The organism is Rhodovulum sulfidophilum DSM 1374, assembly GCF_001633165.1.
GTDB lineage: Bacteria > Pseudomonadota > Alphaproteobacteria > Rhodobacterales > Rhodobacteraceae > Rhodovulum > Rhodovulum sulfidophilum.
This window is the reverse complement of sequence record NZ_CP015418.1, coordinates 2,556,261-2,575,206: the sequence shown is the minus strand read 5'-3', so window position 1 is coordinate 2,575,206 and position 18,946 is coordinate 2,556,261. Positions and strand designations below refer to the sequence as shown.

Genomic DNA, 18,946 nt, shown 5'->3' with positions numbered 1-18,946 from the left:
CTGTGTCAATCGGCGGATTTTTGCCGATCTCCGCCTGCTTTTCCCCCAAAACACTGAAAAAGGCTTAAAATCCTTGCAGCAGACCGGGGCTCTGGATAGGAACGGGGCCGAGGCGTCCCCGCTGCGGAGCGTCTGAACCGGACCCCAAACGGGCAGATGAGGCAGACATTGACGGCGCGTTTTCTTCACCGCATCGATGTGGCGCTCGGGCGCTACCTTCCTGAAAAAAGGCTATTCCTGCGGTCGGAGCAAAGCACGCGCTTTGTCCGGCTGTCTCCCCTGACCCAGGCGGCGGCGCTGTCGGGCACCACGGCGCTTGTGGCCTGGACGATGGTAGCTAGCTCGATCCTCCTGATCGACCAGGTCGGGTCGGGAAACATCCGCGACCAGGCGCGCCGCGAGCAGGCGCTTTACGACAGCCGCCTGAACGCCATCGCCGCCGAGCGAGACCGCCGCGCCGAGGCCGTCCGCCAGGCGCAGGACCGTTTCAACCTCGCGCTCGACGAGGTCTCCAAGATGCAATCGGCGCTGCTGGCCTCGGAAGAGCGTCGCCGCGAGCTGGAAACCGGGATGACCGTGCTGCAGGCGACGCTGCGCCGGACCCTGGCCGAACGCGACGCCGCGCAAGACCGGAGCATCGAGCTCGCTGCCCAGCTGGCCGGCGAGACCGGTCTCGCCGACGGCCCGCGCCCGGCAGATCTGGAACAGACCCTGACCTTCCTCACCGCCGCGCTCGATGAGACCTCGGCCGAACGCGACAAGGTCGCCGAAGACGCCGCCTCGGCCTATGAGATGGTCCAGGCCATCGCCTATGAACGCGAGCTCGATGCCGAGCGCAACGACCAGATCTTCACCTCGCTCGAAGAGGCGCTGACGGTCTCGATGACGCCGCTCGACAAGATGTTCAAGGCGGCCGGGCTGAACACCAAGAGCATCCTCAACCGCGTGCGTCAGGGCTATTCCGGCGTCGGCGGCCCGCTGACGCCCTTGTCGGTCTCGAGCAAGGGCTCGGCCACCGAGCTGTCTCCCGACGAGATCCGCGCCCGCGCGATCATGGGCAGGCTCGACGAGATCAACATGTATCGCATCGCGGCCGAGAAACTGCCCTTCGCGCAGCCGCTGAAATCGAGCTACCGGCTGACCAGCCCGTTCGGCATTCGGACTCACCCGACCCTCGGCGGCAGTCGCATGCATGAGGGCACCGACATGGCCTCGGCCTATGGCACGCCGATCTATTCCACCGCCGACGGTGTCGTGGTCCGGGCGCAATGGGTGTCGGGCTATGGCCGCATGGTCGAGATCCGGCACGAATTCGGCATCGTCACCCGCTACGGTCACATGTCCAAGATCCGGGTCAAGGCGGGCCAAAGGGTCTCGCGCGGGGACCGGATCGGTGATATGGGAAATTCCGGACGGTCGACCGGCACCCATCTGCATTACGAGGTGCGCGTCGACGGGAAACCCGTGAACCCGATGACCTATATCAAGGCAGCCAGAAATGTTTTCTAAGAGCAGGATCAACGAGCCCGGGCCGAAGGCCGGCGAGGCCGAGAAGGCAAAGGCATTCGAAGCGCCCACCGCGCCACGCTCCGGCGACGCCCCCATCCCCTCGGCGCCGCGGGCCAAGCCGCCGGCCTCGATGCTCTCTTCCGACCTCGTCGTCACCGGCAATCTCAAGACCACCGGCGACATCCAGATCGAGGGCACGATCGATGGCGACATCTCGGCCCATCTGCTGACCGTTGGCGAGAATGCCACCGTGCGCGGCGAGGTCGTTGCCGATGACGTCGTCATCAACGGCCGGGTGATCGGCCGGGTGCGCGGGCTGAAGGTGCGCCTGACCTCGACCGCCCGGGTCGAGGGCGACATCATCCACAAGACCATCGCCATCGAAAGCGGTGCGCATTTCGAAGGGTCGGTGCAGCGTCAGGACGATCCGCTGAACACCGGCAAGCGGGCCCAACAGGCCCCCGCCGGTCAAGCGCAACAGCCGCGGCCGCAGCAAGGCAGCGCCGCTGCGGCGCCGACCGCCGCCGGCAAACCCGCCGAGGGCGCGCCCAAGGTCTGAAGAACGACGAGCTCCGGGGAGGAGGTTTCAAGGCCCCGTGCCGCCCCTTGAACGGGATGGGCGGGGCCTTGATCACGGATCCCCGAAGCACCGGTAACGAAAATGCAAGGCCGTCCTCAGGGGCGGCCTTCACTGTCTCAAGACCTCAGTATCTCTGGCTTCAGGTATCGGAGGGGGCCGATGCGGCGCTTCGATGACGCAGATGGACAAGCGGATAGGGCCGCCCCTGCCCGTCCAGGGCCGAACGGCCGGTCTTCTCGAACCCTCTCGCCTCGTAGAAGGCCAGCGCGCGCCGGTTGGCTTCGTTCACATCGGTGGTGAGCCCGGGATGCGCCTTCAGGGCAAAGCGGATCAGGGCCGAGCCGATGCCCCGGCCATGGCAGGCCGGATCGACGAAAAGCGCCTCCATATGCCCCTGATGCAAAAGCATGAAGCCCTGCGGGACATCCGCATCGTCGACCGCCAGACAGAGCGGCACCGTCGGAAGGAAGACGGCAAGCTCGCGCTCGATGGCGGCACGGTCCTCCGGGGCGAGGAACCCGTGGGTGGCATCGACGGCGCGGCGCCAGATGTCGATGACGCGGGGCATGTCCTTGGGTGTCGAGGGGCGCAAATTTTCCATGCCCGCCTCCTAGCAGCCGCCGAACGCCCCCGCCATCGCCTTTCCCGCAAAACGAAAACCCCCGCCGCGGCTGCGCGCCGGGCGGGGGCAATGGCGGTCGGGCCCGAGGGCCCGGGGCCGATCAGGCCTTGGACAGGCGCTCGGCCACGTTTTCCCAGTTGACCAGCTTTTCGAGGAAGTTGGTCAGGTAGGCCGGGCGCTTGTTGCGGAAGTCGATATAGTAGGAATGCTCCCACACATCGCAGCCCAGAAGCGCGGTCTGGCCGAAGCAGAGCGGGTTCACGCCATTCTCGGTCTTGGTGACCTTCAGCGTGCCGTCGGTATCGACCACCAGCCAGGCCCAGCCGGACCCGAACTGGCCGGCGCCCGCGGCGGCGAAGTCTTCCTTGAACTTCTCGACCGTGCCGAAGGCGTCCTTGAGGCGGGCTTCAAGCTCGGAGGGCATCGCCACCGGCTTCGGCGTCATCATTTCCCAGAACTGGCTGTGGTTCCAGTGCTGCGAGGCGTTGTTGAAGACCCCCGACTGGGCGACCGCGCCGCTCTGATAGGTGCCCTTCACGATGTCCTCGACCGATTTCGAGGCCCATTCGGTGCCCTCGATCAGCTTGTTGCCGTTATCGACATAGGCCTTGTGGTGAATATCGTGATGGTATTCCAGCGTTTCCTTCGACATGCCGCTATCGGCAAGGGCGTCGTGAGCATAGGGAAGGGCCGGGAGTTCGAAAGCCATTGAAGACCTCCTTCTTGGTTAACAAACTGCGTCACTTTGGCCCTAGATGGAGGTCGCAAAGCGCGAACGTCAACCCCCCGCCGGGAAATACCCGACAGGCGGCGCAGCCGCGGCCGCAGTCAGAAGGTCACGAACATATACGGCCACCGAGCGGAAACAGATCAGTCCGAAGCGATCGGGGCTTTCGCACCAGATCGCGGCCGGCACCTGGCCCAGACGGCTGCGGCGGAACCGGCCCGGCCAGAAGGCCTCGGGCGCCATGTCGGCCGGAGTGAGCCGGGCCAGAACCTCGCGCCCGGCGGCGCCGTCAAGCCGGAAGACGGCGCGCGCATCCGACATGTCGGCCAGCGTCGCGTGACGGCCCTTCAGCGCCCGGCCGATGGTGTCCATGGTGCGCGCGACCTCGGCATAGGGCACGAACAGCAAAAGCTCGTCCGGCGCCATCCAGGCCAGCCCCCGCTCGCCCTCGACACGCCCCTCGAGCGGTCCAGGCAGGTCGATGCCGGTGACGCCGGTCGCGGCATTTCGGATCTTGGCATCGGCCAGATCGCCCTTGAGCGCGATCATGCCCTGCAGCGGCTGTTCGACGATGCGGACCAGCCCCTCGATGCAGGCGCCGCCCAGCGCGGTCACGGGTTCAGACATTCTGTTTCTCCCCTTCCGGGTCGTAGAAGACCGGGCTGACGATCCGCGCCCGGACCGTGCTGCCATCGGCGCAGGTGAAGTCGATCACCTCGTCCATGCGCTCGGGCCCGTGCAGGACCAGCCCCAGCGCAATGCCCCGCCTCAAGGTCGGCGAATAATAGCTCGACGTGACCCGGCCCTGGGTGTTGCGCTGGCCATTGGCGGTGCGCCCGGAGGCCGCGGCATAGACCCCGTCGGGCAGGACCGAGCCGTCGAGAGTCTCGAGCCCCACGAGCTTCCAGCGCCCGGGGTCGGTCATATGGCTGCGCTCCTGCGCGCGCTTGCCGATGAAGTCGTCCTTCTTCTTCGACACCGCCCAGTCGAGCCCCAGATCCTGCGGAATGACCGTGCCGTCGCTTTCGTCGCCGATCATGATGAAGCCCTTCTCGGCCCGCAGCACATGCAGCGCCTCGGTGCCATAGGGCGCGATGCCCAGATCGGCCCCCGCCTCCAGACAGGCGTCCCAGAAGGCCCGCCCCTGCCCGGCCCGGATCGCGACCTCGAAGCTCAGCTCGCCCGAGAAGGAAATCCGGTAGACCCGCACCGGGAAACCGCCAAGCTCGCCCTCGGCCCAGGCCATGAAGGGCAACGCCTCCTTCGACAGATCCATCCCGCCGAGACGCTCCAGCACCTCGCGCGCCTTCGGGCCGGCAATGCCGATCTGGACGAATTGCTCGGTCTGGTTGACCACATGAACCTTGAGGTCCCACCATTCGGTCTGCAGCCATTCCTCCATGTGCTGATGCACATGCTCGGCCCCGCCCGAGGTGGTGTGGCAGAGGAAGCTGTCCTCGGACAGCCGCACCACCACGCCGTCATCCATCAGGAAGCCGTTTTCCGAGCACATCAGACCGTAGCGGCAGCGCCCGACCTTCAGGCTCGACATCATGTTGGTATAGACCCGGTCGAGGAAGCGCCCGGCATCGGGGCCCTTGACGAGGATCTTGCCCAAGGTCGAGGCGTCGAGCAGCCCCACGGCGTCGCGCACCGCGCGAATTTCGCGCCGTACCGCCTTGCCATGGCTTTCACCTCTGGCCGGATAGCAATAGGGGCGGCGCCAATGGCCGACAGGTTCGAAATAGGCGCCCTGCGCCTCGTGCCAGTCCTGCAGCGGCGTGCGCCGTTCGGGCTGGAAGGTGGCGCCGATGCCCGGCCCCGCGATGGCGCCGAAGGTCAGGGGCGTATAGGGCGGGCGGAAGGTGGTGGTGCCGACCGCCGGAATATCTTCACCCAATGCCTCAGCAAGAACCGCCAGGCCGTTGACGTTGCTTATCTTTCCCTGATCCGTGGCCATCCCGAGCGTGGTGTAGCGCTTGGTGTGCTCGACGCTTTCATAGCCCTCCTGCGCGGCCAGCTGCACGTCAGAGACCTTCACGTCGTTCTGATAGTCGAGGAACATCTTCATCCGCAGATCGGGCCCGGCCCGGCGCGGCAATATCCAGGCGGGCTCGATCGGCTGCTGCTCGGGCGCCGCGGCGACCGCGTCGACCGGCTCGGCATCATAGCCCGCGGCCAGTGCCGCCGCCGCCCCGGCCCGGCCCGCATCCAGCTGACAGCGCTTGGCCAAAAGCGCGCCATTGGCGCTGCCCGCCGCATGAACGAAGGTCTCGCCGTCATGGGATTTCGGCGCGCGGTCCGCATCGGGGCGGAAGCTGGACTGTTTCGGGTCCCAGAAAAGCTTGCCCCCGGCCTGCGACCACAGATGCACCACCGGCGACCAGCCGCCCGACATCGCCACCGCGTCGCAGGCGATGCGGTCGGTCGGATAGCCCTTGCCGTCGACCGGACCGATCCCGACCGAGCGCACCCGCTTGCCGCCCGCGACATCGACCACGGTCATGCCGGTCCGGACCTGGATCCCGGCCTTGCGGGCGATCTCGGGCAGCGGACCCGTCGCTTCGGCACGGGTGTCGAGGATCGCGTGCACCTCGAGCCCCGCCTCTAGCAGGCAAAGCGCGGTGCGATAGGCGTCGTCATTATTGGTCAGCACCACGCTGCGCCGACCGGGCGCCACCGCCCAGTTCTCGACATAGTCGCGCATGGCCGAGGCCAGCATCACCCCGGGCACGTCATTGCCGGGGAAGGCCAGGGGCCGCTCGATGGCGCCTGCGGCGACGATCACCTGCCTGGTGCGGATCTTCCACAGCCGATGCCGCGGCCCCGCGCTGCCCGGGGCATGATCGCTGAGACGCTCATGCGCCAGCGCGAAACCGTGATCGTAGATCCCCGCGCCCTGACAGCGCAGCCGGAGCGTGACATTGGACAGCCGCTTCAGCGCCGCGACCGTCTCGGCCACCCAGTTCTCGGCCGGATGACCCTCGATCTCGACCCCGTCCACGGCCGCGCGCCCGCCCCAATGCGGGCTTTGCTCGACCAGCAGCACCCGCGCCCCGGACCGGCCCGCGACCAGCGCCGCCTGCAGCCCCGCGACGCCGCCGCCGACGATCAGCACATCGGTATGGACGTGGAAATGTTCGTAGCTGTCGGGATCGGGTTCGTCAGGTGCGCGGCCCAGCCCGGCCGAACGACGGATCAGCGGCTCGTAGACATGTTCCCAGAAGGCGGCGGGCTTCAGGAAGGTCTTGTAATAGAAGCCTGCCGGCAGGAACCGCGCAAGCCGGCTGTTGATCGCGCCGATATCGAAGGCAAGCGAGGGAAAGCGGTTCTGGCTTTCGGCTTCAAGCCCGTCGAAGAGCTCGGTCGTGGTCACGCGCTGGTTCGGCTCATACCGGCCGCGGCTGCCAAGCCCGACCAGGGCGTTGGGCTCTTCGGCGCCCGAGGCGACGATGCCGCGCGGGCGGTGATACTTGAAGGAGCGTCCGACCAGCATCCGGTCATTGGCCAAAAGCGCCGAGGCCAGCGTGTCGCCGGCAAACCCGTCGCATTCGGCGCCGTCGAAGGTGAAGCCGAGCCGCGCGCTGCGGTCGATCAGGCGGCCGCCCGAAGGAAGACGAAAGCTCATGTCCGTGCCTCCGGATCGAAGCCCGGGACCTTTGCCGCGATCTTCTCGAGAAGCTCTCGCGGCGGTTCGGGGGTCTGGGCCGGATAGGTGCCGTAGACCTCGAGGGTCACGGTATTGCGCGCGGCATGAAACCACTTGCCGCAGCCATGCGCATGGCGCCAGCGCTCGAAGTGAACGCCCCTGGGGTTCTTGCGATGGAAGAGATAGGCCTCGAATGCCGAGGCATCCGCACCGGGGCCGACGCGCGCGATATGCGCTTCGCCGCCCGGCGCGAGTTCGGTTTCCTCTGCGGTCGCGCCGCAGCAGGGACAAGTCAGGACAAGCATCGCGCCCCCTCGGTCCGGTTCATGACATGACGGACGGGGGCGCGGCAGGCGGCCCCCGGCTTATTCTTCGGGAAGCGGGAAGACCTGGGCGTGCTGGCTGCCGCTTCCGGCATAGTAGACATGGGCGCCCACGACGGCGAGGAACAGCGGGAACAGGATCCCGCCCGCCAGAGCGATCCACTTGACGGCGGATGCGGGCACCAGGACGTCGTCGTTCGAGGTATTGTCAGACATGCGCGGCTCTCCGAATTGCTTTCGGCGCAACTTATGCAAACCACGCCACGGGTCAAGACGACCAAAGGACCGGAGGGCCTGTCTGCGACACCGCGGCTCAGGTCGGAAAGGCCCGGCGCGCCTCCGTCAAGGGGCTGAAAACGGGGTGCCGGGCGGTCGACCGGACGCAGCACGGCCCGGCGCCGGGCGGACGCGCCTGTGCCCGGGAGTGCGGTCACGGCGCTGCGCGGATCCGGGGTCAATGCGCCACCCCCGCCGCGACGCTTTCATCGACGAAGCGACCTTCGGCGAAACGGTCGAGCCCGAATTCGGCCGAAAGCGGCCCCGGCCTGCCTTTCGCCACCAGTTCGGCCATCGCCCAGCCCGAGCCGGGGATCGCCTTGAACCCGCCGGTGCCCCAGCCGCAATTGATGAAGCAGTCGCCCAGCGGCGTGGGCGAGATGATCGGCGAGCGGTCGCCCGTCATGTCGACGATGCCGCCCCATTGCCGCAGCATCTTCAGCCGCGAGATGATCGGGAAGGTCTCGATCAGGGCGCGGATGGTATCTTCGACATGCTGGAAGCTGCCGCGCTGGCTGTAATTGTTGAAGCCGTCGGCGCCGCCCCCGATCACCAGTTCGCCCTTGTCGGACTGGCTCATGTAGCCATGCACGGTATTGGCCATGACCACGGTGTCGATCACCGGCTTGATCGGTTCCGAGACAAGCGCCTGCAGCGCCACCGACTCGATCGGCAGCCGGAAGCCGGCCATCTCGGCCAGCACCCCCGAATGGCCCGCCACGACGATGGCAAGCTTGCCGCAGCCGATCTCGCCCTTGGTGGTGGCAACGCCCGTGACCTTGCCCGCCTTCTGCCGGATCGCCGTGACCTCGCATTGCTGCAGGATGTCCATCCCCATCGCCGAGCAGGCCCGCGCATAGCCCCAGGCGACGGCATCATGGCGTGCGGTCCCGCCGCGCTTCTGCCAGAGCCCGCCCAGGACCGGATAGCGCGGCCCGTCGATATTGATGATCGGCACGATCTCCTTCACGCGCTTCGCATCGACATATTCCGTGTCGATCCCCTGCAGCACATTGGCCGCCGCGGTGCGCTTCCAGCCCCGGGCCTCGTGCTCGGACTGGGCCAGCATCAGGACGCCGCGCGGGCTGAACATCACGTTGTAGTTCAGATCCTGGCTGAGCCCGTCATAAAGCGAGCGCGCCTTCTCGAAGATCGCGGCCGAGGGGTCCTGCAGATAGTTCGAGCGGATGATGGTGGTGTTGCGGCCGGTATTGCCGCCGCCCAGCCAGCCCTTCTCGATCACTGCGGCATTTCGCACGCCATGGTTCTTGCCCAGATAATAGGCAGTGGCGAGCCCGTGCCCGCCGGCACCCACCACGATCACGTCGTAGCGGTCCTTCGGCTCGGGCGAAGTCCAGGCCCGTTCCCAGCCCGCATGATAGCTTGCGGCCTCACGGGCGATGGCGAATGCGGAATAGCGTTTCATGGCCACGGCCGAATCCCCTTGGTTTTGCGGGCAGCTTCGCCCCGTTTAAGCACCCTGCTCCGGCGCCCCCCTGCCCGCCAGCGGCATGCCATCAAAAGAACGCGACACCGGCCCGGGTGCAAGGGGCCGGAACGCTTTGGCCTTTCGAAACCGGGCAAGGCATACTAGATCGGGCGGACAGGCAGAGAGAGGGCAGCACTCCCATGACCTTTATCGTCGTCGCCATCGGCATGGCCGCCGTGATCGCCGCGGTTCTGACGCTGACGCTGGTCCGGGGCCGCCGCGGCGACGAACCGGCCGCCGCCTATGACCTGCGCGTCTATCGCGACCAGCTCGACGAGGTCGAGCGCGATCTGGGCCGCGGCGTCATCACCGAGGACGAGGCCGCGCGCATCCGCACCGAGGTCTCGCGCCGGGTGCTGGAGGCCGACCGCAAGCTTGCGCGGCAATCGGGCTCGGGTCAGGCACCGAAGGCGCTGAGCCTGGCCGCGGGCGTCGCGGTTCTGGCGGTGCTGATGGGCGGAACCTGGATCACCTACAGCGCCAATGGCGCGCCGGGCTATGCCGATCAGCCGCTCGACCTGCGCAAGACCGAAGCGGCAGATTACCGCGCGACCCGGATGAAACAGGCCGAGGCCGAGGAGCAGGCGCCGCCGATGCCGGGCCTGCCCACCCCCGATGCCGAGCATCTGGAGCTTGTGAAGAAGCTCCGCGAGGTCGTGGCCCAACGCGGCGACGATCCGCAGGGGCTGGCGCTTCTGGCCCATAACGAAGCAGCCCTTGGCAATTTCCGCGCCGCCTACAAGGCCCAGAAGCGGCTGATCGCGCTCAAGGGCGGCTCGGCCACCGCCGCCGATTACGCAACCGAGGCCGACATGATGGTGCTGGCCGCTTCCGGCTATGTCTCGCCCGAGGCCGAGGCCGCGCTGGAACAGGCGCTGAACCGCAACCCGCAGAACGGCACCGCGCTGTATTACTGGGGGCTCATGCATATCCAGACCGGGCGGCCCGACATCGCCTTCCGGGTCTGGCGCGAGCTTCTGAGCCTGTCGCATGCCGGCGATCCCTGGCTGCCCATCGTGCGCGAGCAGATGCCGAACCTCGCCTGGTATGCCGGCGACGAGCGCTACCAGCTGCCGCCGATGCCCGCAGAGGCGGGCGCCCCCGGTTCCGCGACGGGCCCGAGCGCCGAGGATATCGCCGCCGCCGCCGAGATGACGCCCGAGGCCCGGGACGAGATGATCCGCGGCATGGTCGCGCGGCTCTCGGCCCGGATGGCCGATCAGGGCGGCAGCCCCGAGGACTGGGCGCGGCTGATCGGGGCGCTGGGCGTGCTGGGCGACAGCGAACAGGCCGGGGCGATCTGGGCCGAGGCGCGCCAGACCTTCGCCGCCGATCCCGAGGCGCTGGCCACGATCCGCGCCGCCGCGCAATCCGCGGGTGTGGCCGAGTGAGCGTGCATGACGACCTCGAGGAATTCGCCGCCGCGCTCCGTCCGCCGACCGCGCTGATCGGGCTCGATTTCGGCGAGAAGACCATCGGCGTCGCGGTCTCGGACCCGTTCTGGTCGATCGCCACGCCGCTGGAGACCGTCCGCCGCAAGAAGTTCACGCTCGATGCCGGGCGGGTGCTGGAGATCGCCGCGGGGCGCGAAGCGGGCGGGATCGTGCTGGGCCTGCCGCGCAACATGGACGGAACCGAGGGCCCGCGCTGCCAGTCGACCCGCGCCTTCGCCCGCAACCTGTCGCGGCTGACAGAGCTGCCGATCGGCTTCTGGGACGAGCGGCTGTCGACGGTGGCGGCCGAACGCGCGCTGCTCGAGGCCGATACCTCACGCAGACGTCGGGCCGAGGTCATTGACCATGTGGCCGCGGGATATATCCTTCAGGGTCTTATCGACAGATTACGGAACCTGACCGCAACGCCATGACCGACGACGACACCGCTCCGATCGAGACGCCCTGCATCCGCACCTGCCGCGTCGACCCGGCCAGCCGCCTTTGCGTGGGCTGCCTGCGCAGCATGGAGGAAATCGGCCATTGGGGCGGCATGAGCCCGGCCGAGCGTCGCCGGATCATGGCCGAGCTGCCCGCGCGTCGCGGCCGCATCAGCCCGGACGCCGCCGCCCTAGGAGCGTTGCGCCGCAAGCGCGGCTGAGGCGCCGGACCCCCGCGAGACCGCGCCCGGAAAGACGAGAGCGGAAAGACGGGGGCAGCAAGGCAGCATCCGGCAAGTCGGTTTTAGCCAGGGAGGTCTTGGCAAGGCGGTTTCAGAAAGGGGGTCTCAGGAAGGCTGGCGGAGGCTGCGAACCGCCGCCCACGCGCGCCCGGGACGCCTTCCGCATCAGTCCTCGGCCTGCGCCTCGGCCCGGCTCTTGCCCGACACTTTCAGCGCCAGCGTCGCGGCCATGAACTGGTCGAGATCGCCGTCCAGAACCCCTTGGGTGTCCGAGGTCTCGACCCCGGTGCGCAGGTCCTTCACCATCTGATAGGGCTGCAGCACGTAGGACCGGATCTGGTTGCCCCAGCCAGCATCGCCCTTGGCCTCGTGCTGGGCGTTGATCTCGGCGTTGCGCTTGTCGAGCTCCTGTTGATACAGGCGCGATTTCAGGGCCTTCATGGCGATATCGCGGTTCTGGTGCTGCGACTTCTCGGAACTGGTCACGACGATGCCGGTGGGCATGTGGGTGATCCGCACCGCCGAGTCGGTGGTGTTGACGTGCTGGCCGCCCGCCCCCGAGGACCGGTAGGTGTCGATCCGGATGTCGGAAGGGTTCACCTCGATCTCGATATTGTCGTCGACCACCGGATAGACCCAGACCGACGAGAACGAGGTATGCCGCCGCGCCGCCGAATCGTAGGGCGAGATCCGCACCAGCCGGTGCACGCCCGATTCCGATTTCAGCCAGCCATAGGCATTGCGCCCGGTGATCTTGTAGGTGGCGGACTTGATCCCCGCCTCCTCGCCCGCGCTTTCCGATTGCAGCTCGACATCATAGCCGTGCTTCTCGGCCCAGCGGACATACATCCGCGCCAGCATCGAGGCCCAGTCGCAGCTTTCGGTGCCGCCCGCGCCCGAGTTGATCTCGAGGAAGGTGTCATTGCCATCGGCCTCGCCGTCGAGCAGCGCCTCGAGCTCCTTCGCCGCGGCGGTCTCGCGCAGCGTCTTCAGCGCCGTCTCGGCCTCCCGGACCACCTCCTGGTCATCCTCGGCCTCGCCCAGCTCGATCAGCTCGATATTGTCCTCGAGCTCCTGGCTGATGCCCTTGTAGGTATCGATCGCATCGACCAGCGCCTGACGCTCGCGCATCAGCTTCTGGGCGCGTTCGGGGTCGTTCCACAGCTCGGGATCCTCGGCCATGGCATTGAATTCTTCCAGCCGGTGCTGGGCGGTTTCCCAGTCCAGACGCTGGGCCAGAAGCCCAAGCGATTTGCGGATGTCCTCGACTGTATTCTGCGCCTCTGCACGCATCGGGCGAAGCCTCGCTGATAAACTGTCAGGTGGGGGTCATATCCCGAGGGGCCGGGACGGGCAAGCGGGCGAGACCGGAAAGCGGTCGCGGCAGGCCCGCCCCCTCAGTAAAGACCGCCGGAGGACAGCGTGCCGAAATTCGCCTTCGGTCCCACCACCGCCTTGCGGCCGGTCGAGGTCGTGACCTCTTCCGAAGGCGTATCCTCGTAGGTTTCCTCTTCGCCGCGCCCGAAGAGCGGCAGGTTCGAGCCCATGGCGAAGCCGCCATCGACCATCGCTCCGATGCCGAAGACCGGCTCCTCGCCCTCGCGGAAATATTCCGCCACCACATTCTCGCCGCTGGCATCGTCGGCCAGCCGTTCGCCGGTATAGCGGTCGATCTTGATGAAGCGCCCGCCCGGCGGCACCTTGAACGGCCCGCCGCCATATTTGGCCGTCGCGACCTTCATGAACTCGTTGAAGACCGGCGCGCACATCGAGCCGCCATAGGACCCGCGGCCCAGCCCGCGCGGCCGGTCGAAGCCCATGTAGCAGCCCGCGACGATGTTCGAGGTGAAGCCCACGAACCAGACATCGCGCGAGTCATTGGTGGTGCCGGTCTTGCCCGCGGTCGGCACGCCCAGCCTGACGCGGCCCGCCGCGGTGCCGCGCTCGACCACGCCGCGCATCATCGAGGTCAGCTGATAGGCGGTGATGGCATTCATCACCCGCTCGCGGTCCGAGACGATGGTCGGCCCCTGCCCCTCGGGGATCGAGACCGCGCCGCAATCGGTGCAGATGCGGCTGTCATGGCGGTAGATGGTGCGGCCCCGCCGGTCCTGCACCCGGTCGACCAGCGTCGGCTCGACCCGCTCGCCGCCATTGGCGAACATCGCATAGGCCGCCACCATCCGGTAAAGCGTGGTCTCCTGGCTGCCGAGCGCATTGGCCAGATAGGGTTCAAGCCGGTCATAGACGCCGAACTTCTCGGCATAGCGGGCGACGGTCTCCATGCCGACCTCGCGGGCCAGCCGCACCGTCATCAGGTTGCGCGAACGTTCGATCCCGGTCCGGAGCGGGGTCGGGCCGTAATACTTGTTCGAGGAGTTCTTGGGCCGCCAGATCGCGCCGCCGCCGGTATCGACCTCGATCGGCGCGTCGATGACGATCGTCGCGGGGGTGAAGCCGCTGTCGAGCGCCGCGGCATAGACGAAGGGCTTGAAGGACGAGCCGGGCTGGCGCGCCGCCTGGGTCGCGCGGTTGAAGACCGAGGCCTGGTAGGAGAACCCGCCCTGCATCGCCAGCACCCGGCCGGTATTGACGTCCATCGCGACGAAACCGCCCTGGATCTCGGGCACCTGGCGCAGGCTCCAGCGGATGAAGCCGCCATCCTCGCCGGTCATGCGGCGCACCAGCACCACATCGCCGACCTTGAAATTGTCGTGAAAATCGCCGCGCAGCCAGGATATGTCCTTGCGCGGCACCAGCGCGGGCCCGGCCTCGTCGTCCTCGACGCCTTCGATCCCCAGCCGCATCTGCTGGTCCTCGACCGTCAGCACCACCGCCGGCAGCCATTGCCCGTCAAGCCGAATGTCGCGCGGCACATCGGTCGCCGCCAGCGCGGCGCGCCAATGGTCCTCGGTATCGAGCTCGGCCGGGTCGATGGACTTGCCGGTGCCGCGCCAGACGCCGCGGCTGCGGTCGTATTTCTCGAGCCCCCGGCGCAGCGCCTCGGCCGCCTCGGTCTGCAGCTCGGGGTCCAGCGTCGCCCGGATCGTCAGGCCGCCGCCGAAGAATTCCTCCTGACCGAAATCCTGGCTCAGCTGGCGGCGGATCTCGTCGGTGAAATAGTCGCGCGGCGGCAGGCTGGCGCTGAAGGGCGGATAGTCGCCATTCTGCACCGTCCTCAGCGGCGCGGCCAGCGCGGCCTGATAGGTCGCATCGTCGAGATAGCCGTTATCGTGCATCTCGTGCAGCACGTAGTTGCGCCGCCCGATGGCGGCATCGTGGTTGCGCACCGGGTGGTAGTTCGAGGGCGCCTTGGGCAGCGCCGCCAGATAGGCCGCCTCTTCGGGGCGCAGCTCGCTGAGCGTCTTGTCGAAATAGCTCTGGGCGGCGGCCGCCACGCCATAGGAGTTCTGCCCGAGGAAGATCTCGTTGAGATAGAGTTCGAGGATCTTGTCCTTCGACAGCGTCTCCTCGATCCGGGTGGCGAGGATCAGTTCCTTGATCTTGCGTTCGCCGGTCCGCTCGCCGCCCAGAAGGAAGTTCTTCATCACCTGCTGGGTGATGGTCGAGGCCCCCCGGACATTGCGGCCGCGGCTTTTCACGGCATCGAACAGTGCCGCCGCCATGCCGCGCGCGTCATAGCCGTGATGGGTGTAGAAGTTCTTGTCCTCGGCCGAGATGAAAGCCTCCTTGACCAGATCGGGAATTTCCTCGGCCGGCACGAACAGCCGCCGTTCCTCGGCGAATTCGTCGATCAGCCGCCCCTCGCCGGAATAGATCCGGCTGATGGTCTTGGGCTGGTAGCTGGCCAGATCCTCGTGATCGGGCAGATCGCGGGCATACATCCAGAACACCGCGCCGATCATCAGCACGGCCGCCGCGACGCCCAGTGTTACGAAGGAAAAGAGCGCCCCGAGAAGGGACAGAAAGAACCGGATCACCCGCGCGTGCCTCTGTGCCATTTTGCGCCCTCTCTATAGGGCCTCGGGCCGGTCGGGTCAAAACCAACAGTCCCGGATCGGCGGCCCCGGGCCGCCCCGGGCGGTCACATCGGCGGGAGCGATCAGCAGGCATGCCGCCGGGGATGCCCCGCCGGATCGGACCGGCCCGGCTCAGCGCGCCATCGCCGCCGCCATCCCGGGGTCCGGAAAGCAGGTTGCGGCGCGGCCCGACGCTTCCTGCCAGCGGCCGATCTCGCGCCGGGTCTTGTAGCCCGGCAGCCCGTCGACGCCGCCGACATCGCGGCCGCGGGCCTCCAGCCGGCGCTGGATCGCCACGATCCCCGACCGGTCGAGCCCGCCGAGCGGCGCCCAGCCCCGGGCGAAGGCCCCCGAGCCGAAGGCGATCCGGTCGCCCAGATGGCCGACATGAAGCGCGTAGAGATCGCTCATGTTATAGGCCTTGAGCACGTAGAAATTGGGCGTGACCAGAAAGGCCGGTCCGTGCCGCCCGGCCGGCATCATCAGAAAGCCCTCGCCCCGGCGCTCGTGCGCGGGAAAGGGACGGCCCGAGACCCGGGTCACGCCAAGGGCCTCCCAATCGGCGATGCTGCGGCCCTGGTCGGGGCCTTCCAGCGTGCAGGACACCCGCGCGGGCAGCCGCACCTCGAAGCCCCAGTCGCGCCCGGCGACCCAGCCATGCTGCCCCAGATAGGCGGCGATCGAGGCAATGGTGTCGGGGCGCGACCGCCAGATATCGGCCCGCCCGTCGCCATCGCCATCCGTGGCATGGGCCAGATAGGAGGACGGCATGAATTGCGGCTGTCCCATCGCCCCGGCCCAGCTGCTTTTCATCAGATCGCGCGGCACCGGACCGGCCTCGGCGATCCGGAGCGCCGCGACCAGTTCCTCGGCGAAATAGTCGGCGCGCGGGCTCATGAAGCCGCGGGTGGCAAGAACCCGGAACAGATCGTGCCGGATCGGCGCCCGGCCATAGGCGCTTTCGCGGCTCCAGATCGCCAGCACGATCCGGGCAGGCACCCCGGTCGCCTGCTCGGCTGCGGCAAGCGCAGGGGCCTCGCGCGCCGCCAGCCGCCGCCCGACCGCGGCCGCCTCGCGCAAAGCCGGCGCGCCGAATTCGGCCTGATGCTGAGGTCCGGGGCGGGTACCGGGCGGCACCAGCCCCGGCAGATCCCAGTCGGGCCGGATGCCCCCGAGCGCGGCATCGAAGGTCCGGCGCGAGACGCCCGCAGCCCGGGCCCGCGGCCAGATCGTGCCGCCGAGCCAATCCCGGAACTGCGCCTCGACCGCAGCACGGTCGAGCGGTTGCGCCATGGCAACCGACAGCGGCAGACCGGCGCGCAGCACCAGGAGCAGCAAGACAAGAAGGGCGGCAAGGCGGCGGCAGGCGGACATCGGGGCTCCTTTCTTTCCCTATCCCTTATGCATCGGCAGCGGGCGTGCGGCCCCGGCAGGCAGCTTAGCGGCGCAGGAGAGCCGCCGCGGCGGCATCGGCCTCGGCCCAGCCCCGCAGGGCCTCGACGATTCCCGCCGCCGCCCGCGCCCGCCATTCGGGCGAGATCAACCTTTCGCGGTCGTCGGCCGAGGACAGGAAGCCGGTCTCGATCAGCACCGAGGGAATGTCGGGGGATTTCAGCACCGAGAAGGCCGCCGACATGTGCGGGGTCTTGTAGAGATGCCCGACATGGCCGCGCAGCCCCGCGACGATGGCCTCGGCCAGCCGGTCCGAGCGGGGCTGGGTGTCGGTGCGGGCCAGATCCATCAGCACGCCCGCGATCACGTCGTCCTGATCGCTGAGATCGACCCCGGCCAGCAGCGCGTCGCGGTCATGGCGTTCGGCCAGCCTGGCCGAGGCGCTGTCGCTCGCGGTCTCGGACAGGGTGTAGACGGTGGCGCCCGAGGCATAGCCATCGGCCAGCGCATCGGCATGGAGCGACAGGAAGACATCGGCCCGGGCGGCGCGGGCGATGTCGATCCGGGTCTCCAGCGGCACGAAGACATCGGCGTTGCGGGTCAGGACCGGCTCGATCCCGGCGCGGGCCAGCGCCTCGGCCAGTTCCCGGCCGAAGGTCAGCATCAGATCCGCCTCGCGGATCCCCGCGCTCTCGGCGCCCGGATCGATGCCGCCATGGCCCGGATCGAGCACGACCCGAAGCGCCCGGCTGCCATCATGGCGGCGGGGCGGCGGGGCCAGCTTCTCGGGTTCGGGCAGCCCCCAAAGCGCGGTCTGCGCGGGCGGGCGCTCCGGCCCGCTGGCCCCGGTATCGGTCGGCGCCAGCTGCAACGCGAGACGCGCGCGCCCGGTTACTGGGTCGCGCGGCATCTCGGCCGAGACCAGCGCCATAGGCGCCGAGAGTTCCAGCACCAGCCGCGACCAGCCCGGACGGATCGCGCCCGCCCGCACGCTGCGCACCCGCGCGCTGCCGGTCAGTGCCGCCGGATCGCTGCCGCGCCAGTCGACCTCGCGGAAATCCACCACCAGCCGGGGCGGCGCATTGAGCGTGAAGACGCGGTAGGGCACGGGCTGGCTGAGCCCCAGCGAAAGCGCGATGCCTCCGCCCTTCAGATCGTCAAGCGACGAGACGGCGAGATCGGGCCTGGCCAGCGCCGTCAGCGGCTCGGCACCGAGCGCGCCGACAGAACCCGGCCCAAGCCCGAACCAGAGCGCGACCGCCGCGCGAAGAACGACTGAAACTGCCTTCATGCCTGCCCGCCCGATCCGGTTTTGCGTCAGCATAGAGCACGGAACAGGCCGATGTCACGCCTGCGGGACCGGGCTCAGAGCCCGGCCGCCTTGCGCAGCATGTTGCCCGCGACGAGGATCAGGAACACCGCGAAGACCCGCTTGAGCGGCTTGGGATCCATCGCATGGGCCAGCCGGACGCCCAGCGGGGTGGTGATCAGCGTCATCGCGATGATGACCAGAAAGGCCGGGATATTGACCGCGCCCAGCGTCAGCGGCGGGCGCGCGCCATCGGGGATCTGCACGAAGAAGAAGCCCAGCACCGAAGGCACGGCGATGAGAACGCCAAAACCCGACGCGGTCGCCACCGCGCGGTGGATCGGCGCGCCATGAAGCGTCATCAGCGGCACCCCGAAGCTGCCGCCGCCGATGCCCATCAGCACCGACAGGAACCCGACGACCGGCGACAGGACCGCCCGCTTGAGACCGCGCGGCATGCTGTCGCCGAGACGCCAGTCATTGCGCCCGAAGGCCATGTAAAGCCCGACCGCCATCGCCAGCCCGCCGAAGATGCCCTGCAGCACGACCGAGCGCAGCGCGGCCGCGACCAGCACCCCGATCACCGCGCCGACCGCGATGCCGGGCGCCCAGCCCTTCAGCACCTGCCAGTCGACCGCGCCCTTCTTGGCATGCGACAGCACCGAGCGGGTCGAGGTGACGATGATCGTGGCCAGCGAGGTCGCAAGGCAGATCTGCATGAGATAGGCGCTGTCATAGCCGAGCGCCTGGAAGGCATAGAAGAAGGCCGTGACCAGGACGATCCCGCCGCCCACGCCCAAAAGTCCCGCCAGCACCCCCGCGATCGCGCCGATGCTCAGAAGCAGCAGCAGCATCGACAGAAGCGTCGGTGTATCGGGCATCGGAAATCCTCCTCGGGGGGCGCGTCACCCTCGGCCGATCCTCGGGTCCGCAGCACCCTTAGCCGAGCCGGACCCCGAGGACCAGAGCCCGAAG

Annotated in this window: 17 protein-coding genes; 5 read left to right on the top strand and 12 right to left on the bottom strand. The window is 68.2% G+C overall.

The window, feature by feature from the left end; all coding sequences use genetic code 11:
- The first annotated feature begins 168 nt into the window (after window positions 1–168).
- Both A6W98_RS12190 and A6W98_RS12185 read left to right on the top strand, forming a co-directional pair.
- On the top strand, window positions 169–1,509 hold the full coding sequence (locus tag A6W98_RS12190; RefSeq protein ID WP_406678822.1) for a DUF5930 domain-containing protein: 1,341 nt from the start codon (window positions 169–171) through the stop codon (window positions 1,507–1,509).
- On the top strand, window positions 1,499–2,068 hold the full coding sequence (locus A6W98_RS12185; RefSeq protein ID WP_042461821.1) for a bactofilin family protein: 570 nt from the start codon (window positions 1,499–1,501) through the stop codon (window positions 2,066–2,068). Before A6W98_RS12190 ends, A6W98_RS12185 begins: the two co-directional genes overlap by 11 nt.
- 160 nt (window positions 2,069–2,228) lie before the next feature.
- On the opposite strand, the gene A6W98_RS12180 is transcribed toward A6W98_RS12185, so the two are convergent.
- From A6W98_RS12180 to A6W98_RS12155, 7 genes are all read right to left on the bottom strand, one after another.
- A complete protein-coding gene (locus A6W98_RS12180) occupies window positions 2,229–2,690 on the bottom strand; it encodes an acetyltransferase (RefSeq protein ID WP_042461819.1) in 462 nt (153 codons plus the stop codon).
- A 121-nt stretch (window positions 2,691–2,811) separates the two neighbouring features.
- Window positions 2,812–3,420, bottom strand: a complete 609-nt coding sequence (locus A6W98_RS12175) for a superoxide dismutase (protein ID WP_042461817.1) — start codon at window positions 3,418–3,420, stop codon at window positions 2,812–2,814.
- 69 nt (window positions 3,421–3,489) lie between these two features.
- Entirely contained in the window at window positions 3,490–4,065 is a 576-nt protein-coding gene (locus A6W98_RS12170) for a sarcosine oxidase subunit gamma (RefSeq protein WP_042461815.1), read from the bottom strand.
- Complete coding sequence (locus A6W98_RS12165) at window positions 4,058–7,066, bottom strand: sarcosine oxidase subunit alpha family protein (RefSeq protein ID WP_042461813.1); 3,009 nt, start codon at window positions 7,064–7,066, stop codon at window positions 4,058–4,060. Before A6W98_RS12165 ends, A6W98_RS12170 begins: the two co-directional genes overlap by 8 nt.
- Entirely contained in the window at window positions 7,063–7,392 is a 330-nt protein-coding gene (locus tag A6W98_RS12160; protein WP_042461812.1) for a sarcosine oxidase subunit delta, read from the bottom strand. Before A6W98_RS12160 ends, A6W98_RS12165 begins: the two co-directional genes overlap by 4 nt.
- 60 nt (window positions 7,393–7,452) lie before the next feature.
- Window positions 7,453–7,626, bottom strand: coding sequence for a hypothetical protein (locus tag A6W98_RS21130; protein WP_155734794.1), 174 nt, complete (start codon window positions 7,624–7,626; stop codon window positions 7,453–7,455).
- Window positions 7,627–7,864: 238 nt separating this feature from the next.
- The gene (locus A6W98_RS12155) at window positions 7,865–9,112 is read right to left on the bottom strand and encodes a sarcosine oxidase subunit beta family protein (RefSeq protein ID WP_042461811.1); all 1,248 of its coding nucleotides are present in this window, start codon (window positions 9,110–9,112) and stop codon (window positions 7,865–7,867) included.
- A 203-nt stretch (window positions 9,113–9,315) separates the two neighbouring features.
- Here A6W98_RS12155 and ccmI point away from each other — a divergent pair, with 203 nt between their 5' ends.
- From ccmI to A6W98_RS12140, 3 genes are read left to right on the top strand one after another with little or no spacing between them, the layout of a single operon-like run.
- Window positions 9,316–10,566, top strand: coding sequence for a c-type cytochrome biogenesis protein CcmI (ccmI, locus tag A6W98_RS12150; RefSeq protein WP_042461808.1), 1,251 nt, complete (start codon window positions 9,316–9,318; stop codon window positions 10,564–10,566).
- Window positions 10,563–11,042, top strand: a complete 480-nt coding sequence (gene ruvX / locus A6W98_RS12145) for a Holliday junction resolvase RuvX (protein WP_231098273.1) — start codon at window positions 10,563–10,565, stop codon at window positions 11,040–11,042. The genes ccmI and ruvX overlap by 4 nt, the downstream gene beginning before the upstream one ends.
- Entirely contained in the window at window positions 11,039–11,269 is a 231-nt protein-coding gene (locus A6W98_RS12140) for a DUF1289 domain-containing protein (protein WP_042461804.1), read from the top strand. The genes ruvX and A6W98_RS12140 overlap by 4 nt, the downstream gene beginning before the upstream one ends.
- Window positions 11,270–11,455: 186 nt before the next feature.
- On the opposite strand, the gene prfB is transcribed toward A6W98_RS12140, so the two are convergent.
- From prfB to A6W98_RS12115, 5 genes are all read right to left on the bottom strand, one after another.
- Window positions 11,456–12,583, bottom strand: a complete 1,128-nt coding sequence (gene prfB, locus A6W98_RS12135) for a peptide chain release factor 2 (protein WP_042461802.1) — start codon at window positions 12,581–12,583, stop codon at window positions 11,456–11,458.
- Between the two features lie 104 nt (window positions 12,584–12,687).
- Window positions 12,688–15,231 carry a penicillin-binding protein 1A gene (locus A6W98_RS12130; RefSeq protein ID WP_042461800.1) on the bottom strand — a complete coding sequence of 848 codons (2,544 nt, stop codon included), beginning with the start codon at window positions 15,229–15,231 and terminating at the stop codon, window positions 12,688–12,690.
- 171 nt (window positions 15,232–15,402) lie between these two features.
- Window positions 15,403–16,644, bottom strand: coding sequence for a lytic murein transglycosylase (locus A6W98_RS12125; protein ID WP_042461798.1), 1,242 nt, complete (start codon window positions 16,642–16,644; stop codon window positions 15,403–15,405).
- 64 nt (window positions 16,645–16,708) lie between these two features.
- A complete protein-coding gene (locus tag A6W98_RS12120) occupies window positions 16,709–17,953 on the bottom strand; it encodes an N-acetylmuramoyl-L-alanine amidase (protein WP_042465030.1) in 1,245 nt (414 codons plus the stop codon).
- A gap of 74 nt (window positions 17,954–18,027) precedes the next feature.
- A complete protein-coding gene (locus tag A6W98_RS12115) occupies window positions 18,028–18,852 on the bottom strand; it encodes a sulfite exporter TauE/SafE family protein (protein ID WP_042461796.1) in 825 nt (274 codons plus the stop codon).
- Window positions 18,853–18,946 lie beyond the last annotated feature (94 nt).

Excerpts from the sequence above, each read along its gene's own strand:
- A6W98_RS12185 (WP_042461821.1), top strand. The coding sequence starts at position 1,499 with ATGTTTTCTAAGAGCAGGATCAACGAGCCCGGGCCGAAGGCCGGCGAG.
- A6W98_RS12180 (WP_042461819.1), bottom strand. The coding sequence starts at position 2,690 with ATGGAAAATTTGCGCCCCTCGACACCCAAGGACATGCCCCGCGTCATC.
- A6W98_RS12175 (WP_042461817.1), bottom strand. The coding sequence starts at position 3,420 with ATGGCTTTCGAACTCCCGGCCCTTCCCTATGCTCACGACGCCCTTGCC.
- A6W98_RS12170 (WP_042461815.1), bottom strand. The coding sequence starts at position 4,065 with ATGTCTGAACCCGTGACCGCGCTGGGCGGCGCCTGCATCGAGGGGCTG.
- A6W98_RS12165 (WP_042461813.1), bottom strand. The coding sequence starts at position 7,066 with ATGAGCTTTCGTCTTCCTTCGGGCGGCCGCCTGATCGACCGCAGCGCG.
- A6W98_RS12160 (WP_042461812.1), bottom strand. The coding sequence starts at position 7,392 with ATGCTTGTCCTGACTTGTCCCTGCTGCGGCGCGACCGCAGAGGAAACC.
- A6W98_RS21130 (WP_155734794.1), bottom strand. The coding sequence starts at position 7,626 with ATGTCTGACAATACCTCGAACGACGACGTCCTGGTGCCCGCATCCGCC.
- A6W98_RS12155 (WP_042461811.1), bottom strand. The coding sequence starts at position 9,112 with ATGAAACGCTATTCCGCATTCGCCATCGCCCGTGAGGCCGCAAGCTAT.
- ccmI (WP_042461808.1), top strand. The coding sequence starts at position 9,316 with ATGACCTTTATCGTCGTCGCCATCGGCATGGCCGCCGTGATCGCCGCG.
- A6W98_RS12140 (WP_042461804.1), top strand. The coding sequence starts at position 11,039 with ATGACCGACGACGACACCGCTCCGATCGAGACGCCCTGCATCCGCACC.
- prfB (WP_042461802.1), bottom strand. The coding sequence starts at position 12,583 with ATGCGTGCAGAGGCGCAGAATACAGTCGAGGACATCCGCAAATCGCTT.
- A6W98_RS12125 (WP_042461798.1), bottom strand. The coding sequence starts at position 16,644 with ATGTCCGCCTGCCGCCGCCTTGCCGCCCTTCTTGTCTTGCTGCTCCTG.
- A6W98_RS12120 (WP_042465030.1), bottom strand. The coding sequence starts at position 17,953 with ATGAAGGCAGTTTCAGTCGTTCTTCGCGCGGCGGTCGCGCTCTGGTTC.
- A6W98_RS12115 (WP_042461796.1), bottom strand. The coding sequence starts at position 18,852 with ATGCCCGATACACCGACGCTTCTGTCGATGCTGCTGCTGCTTCTGAGC.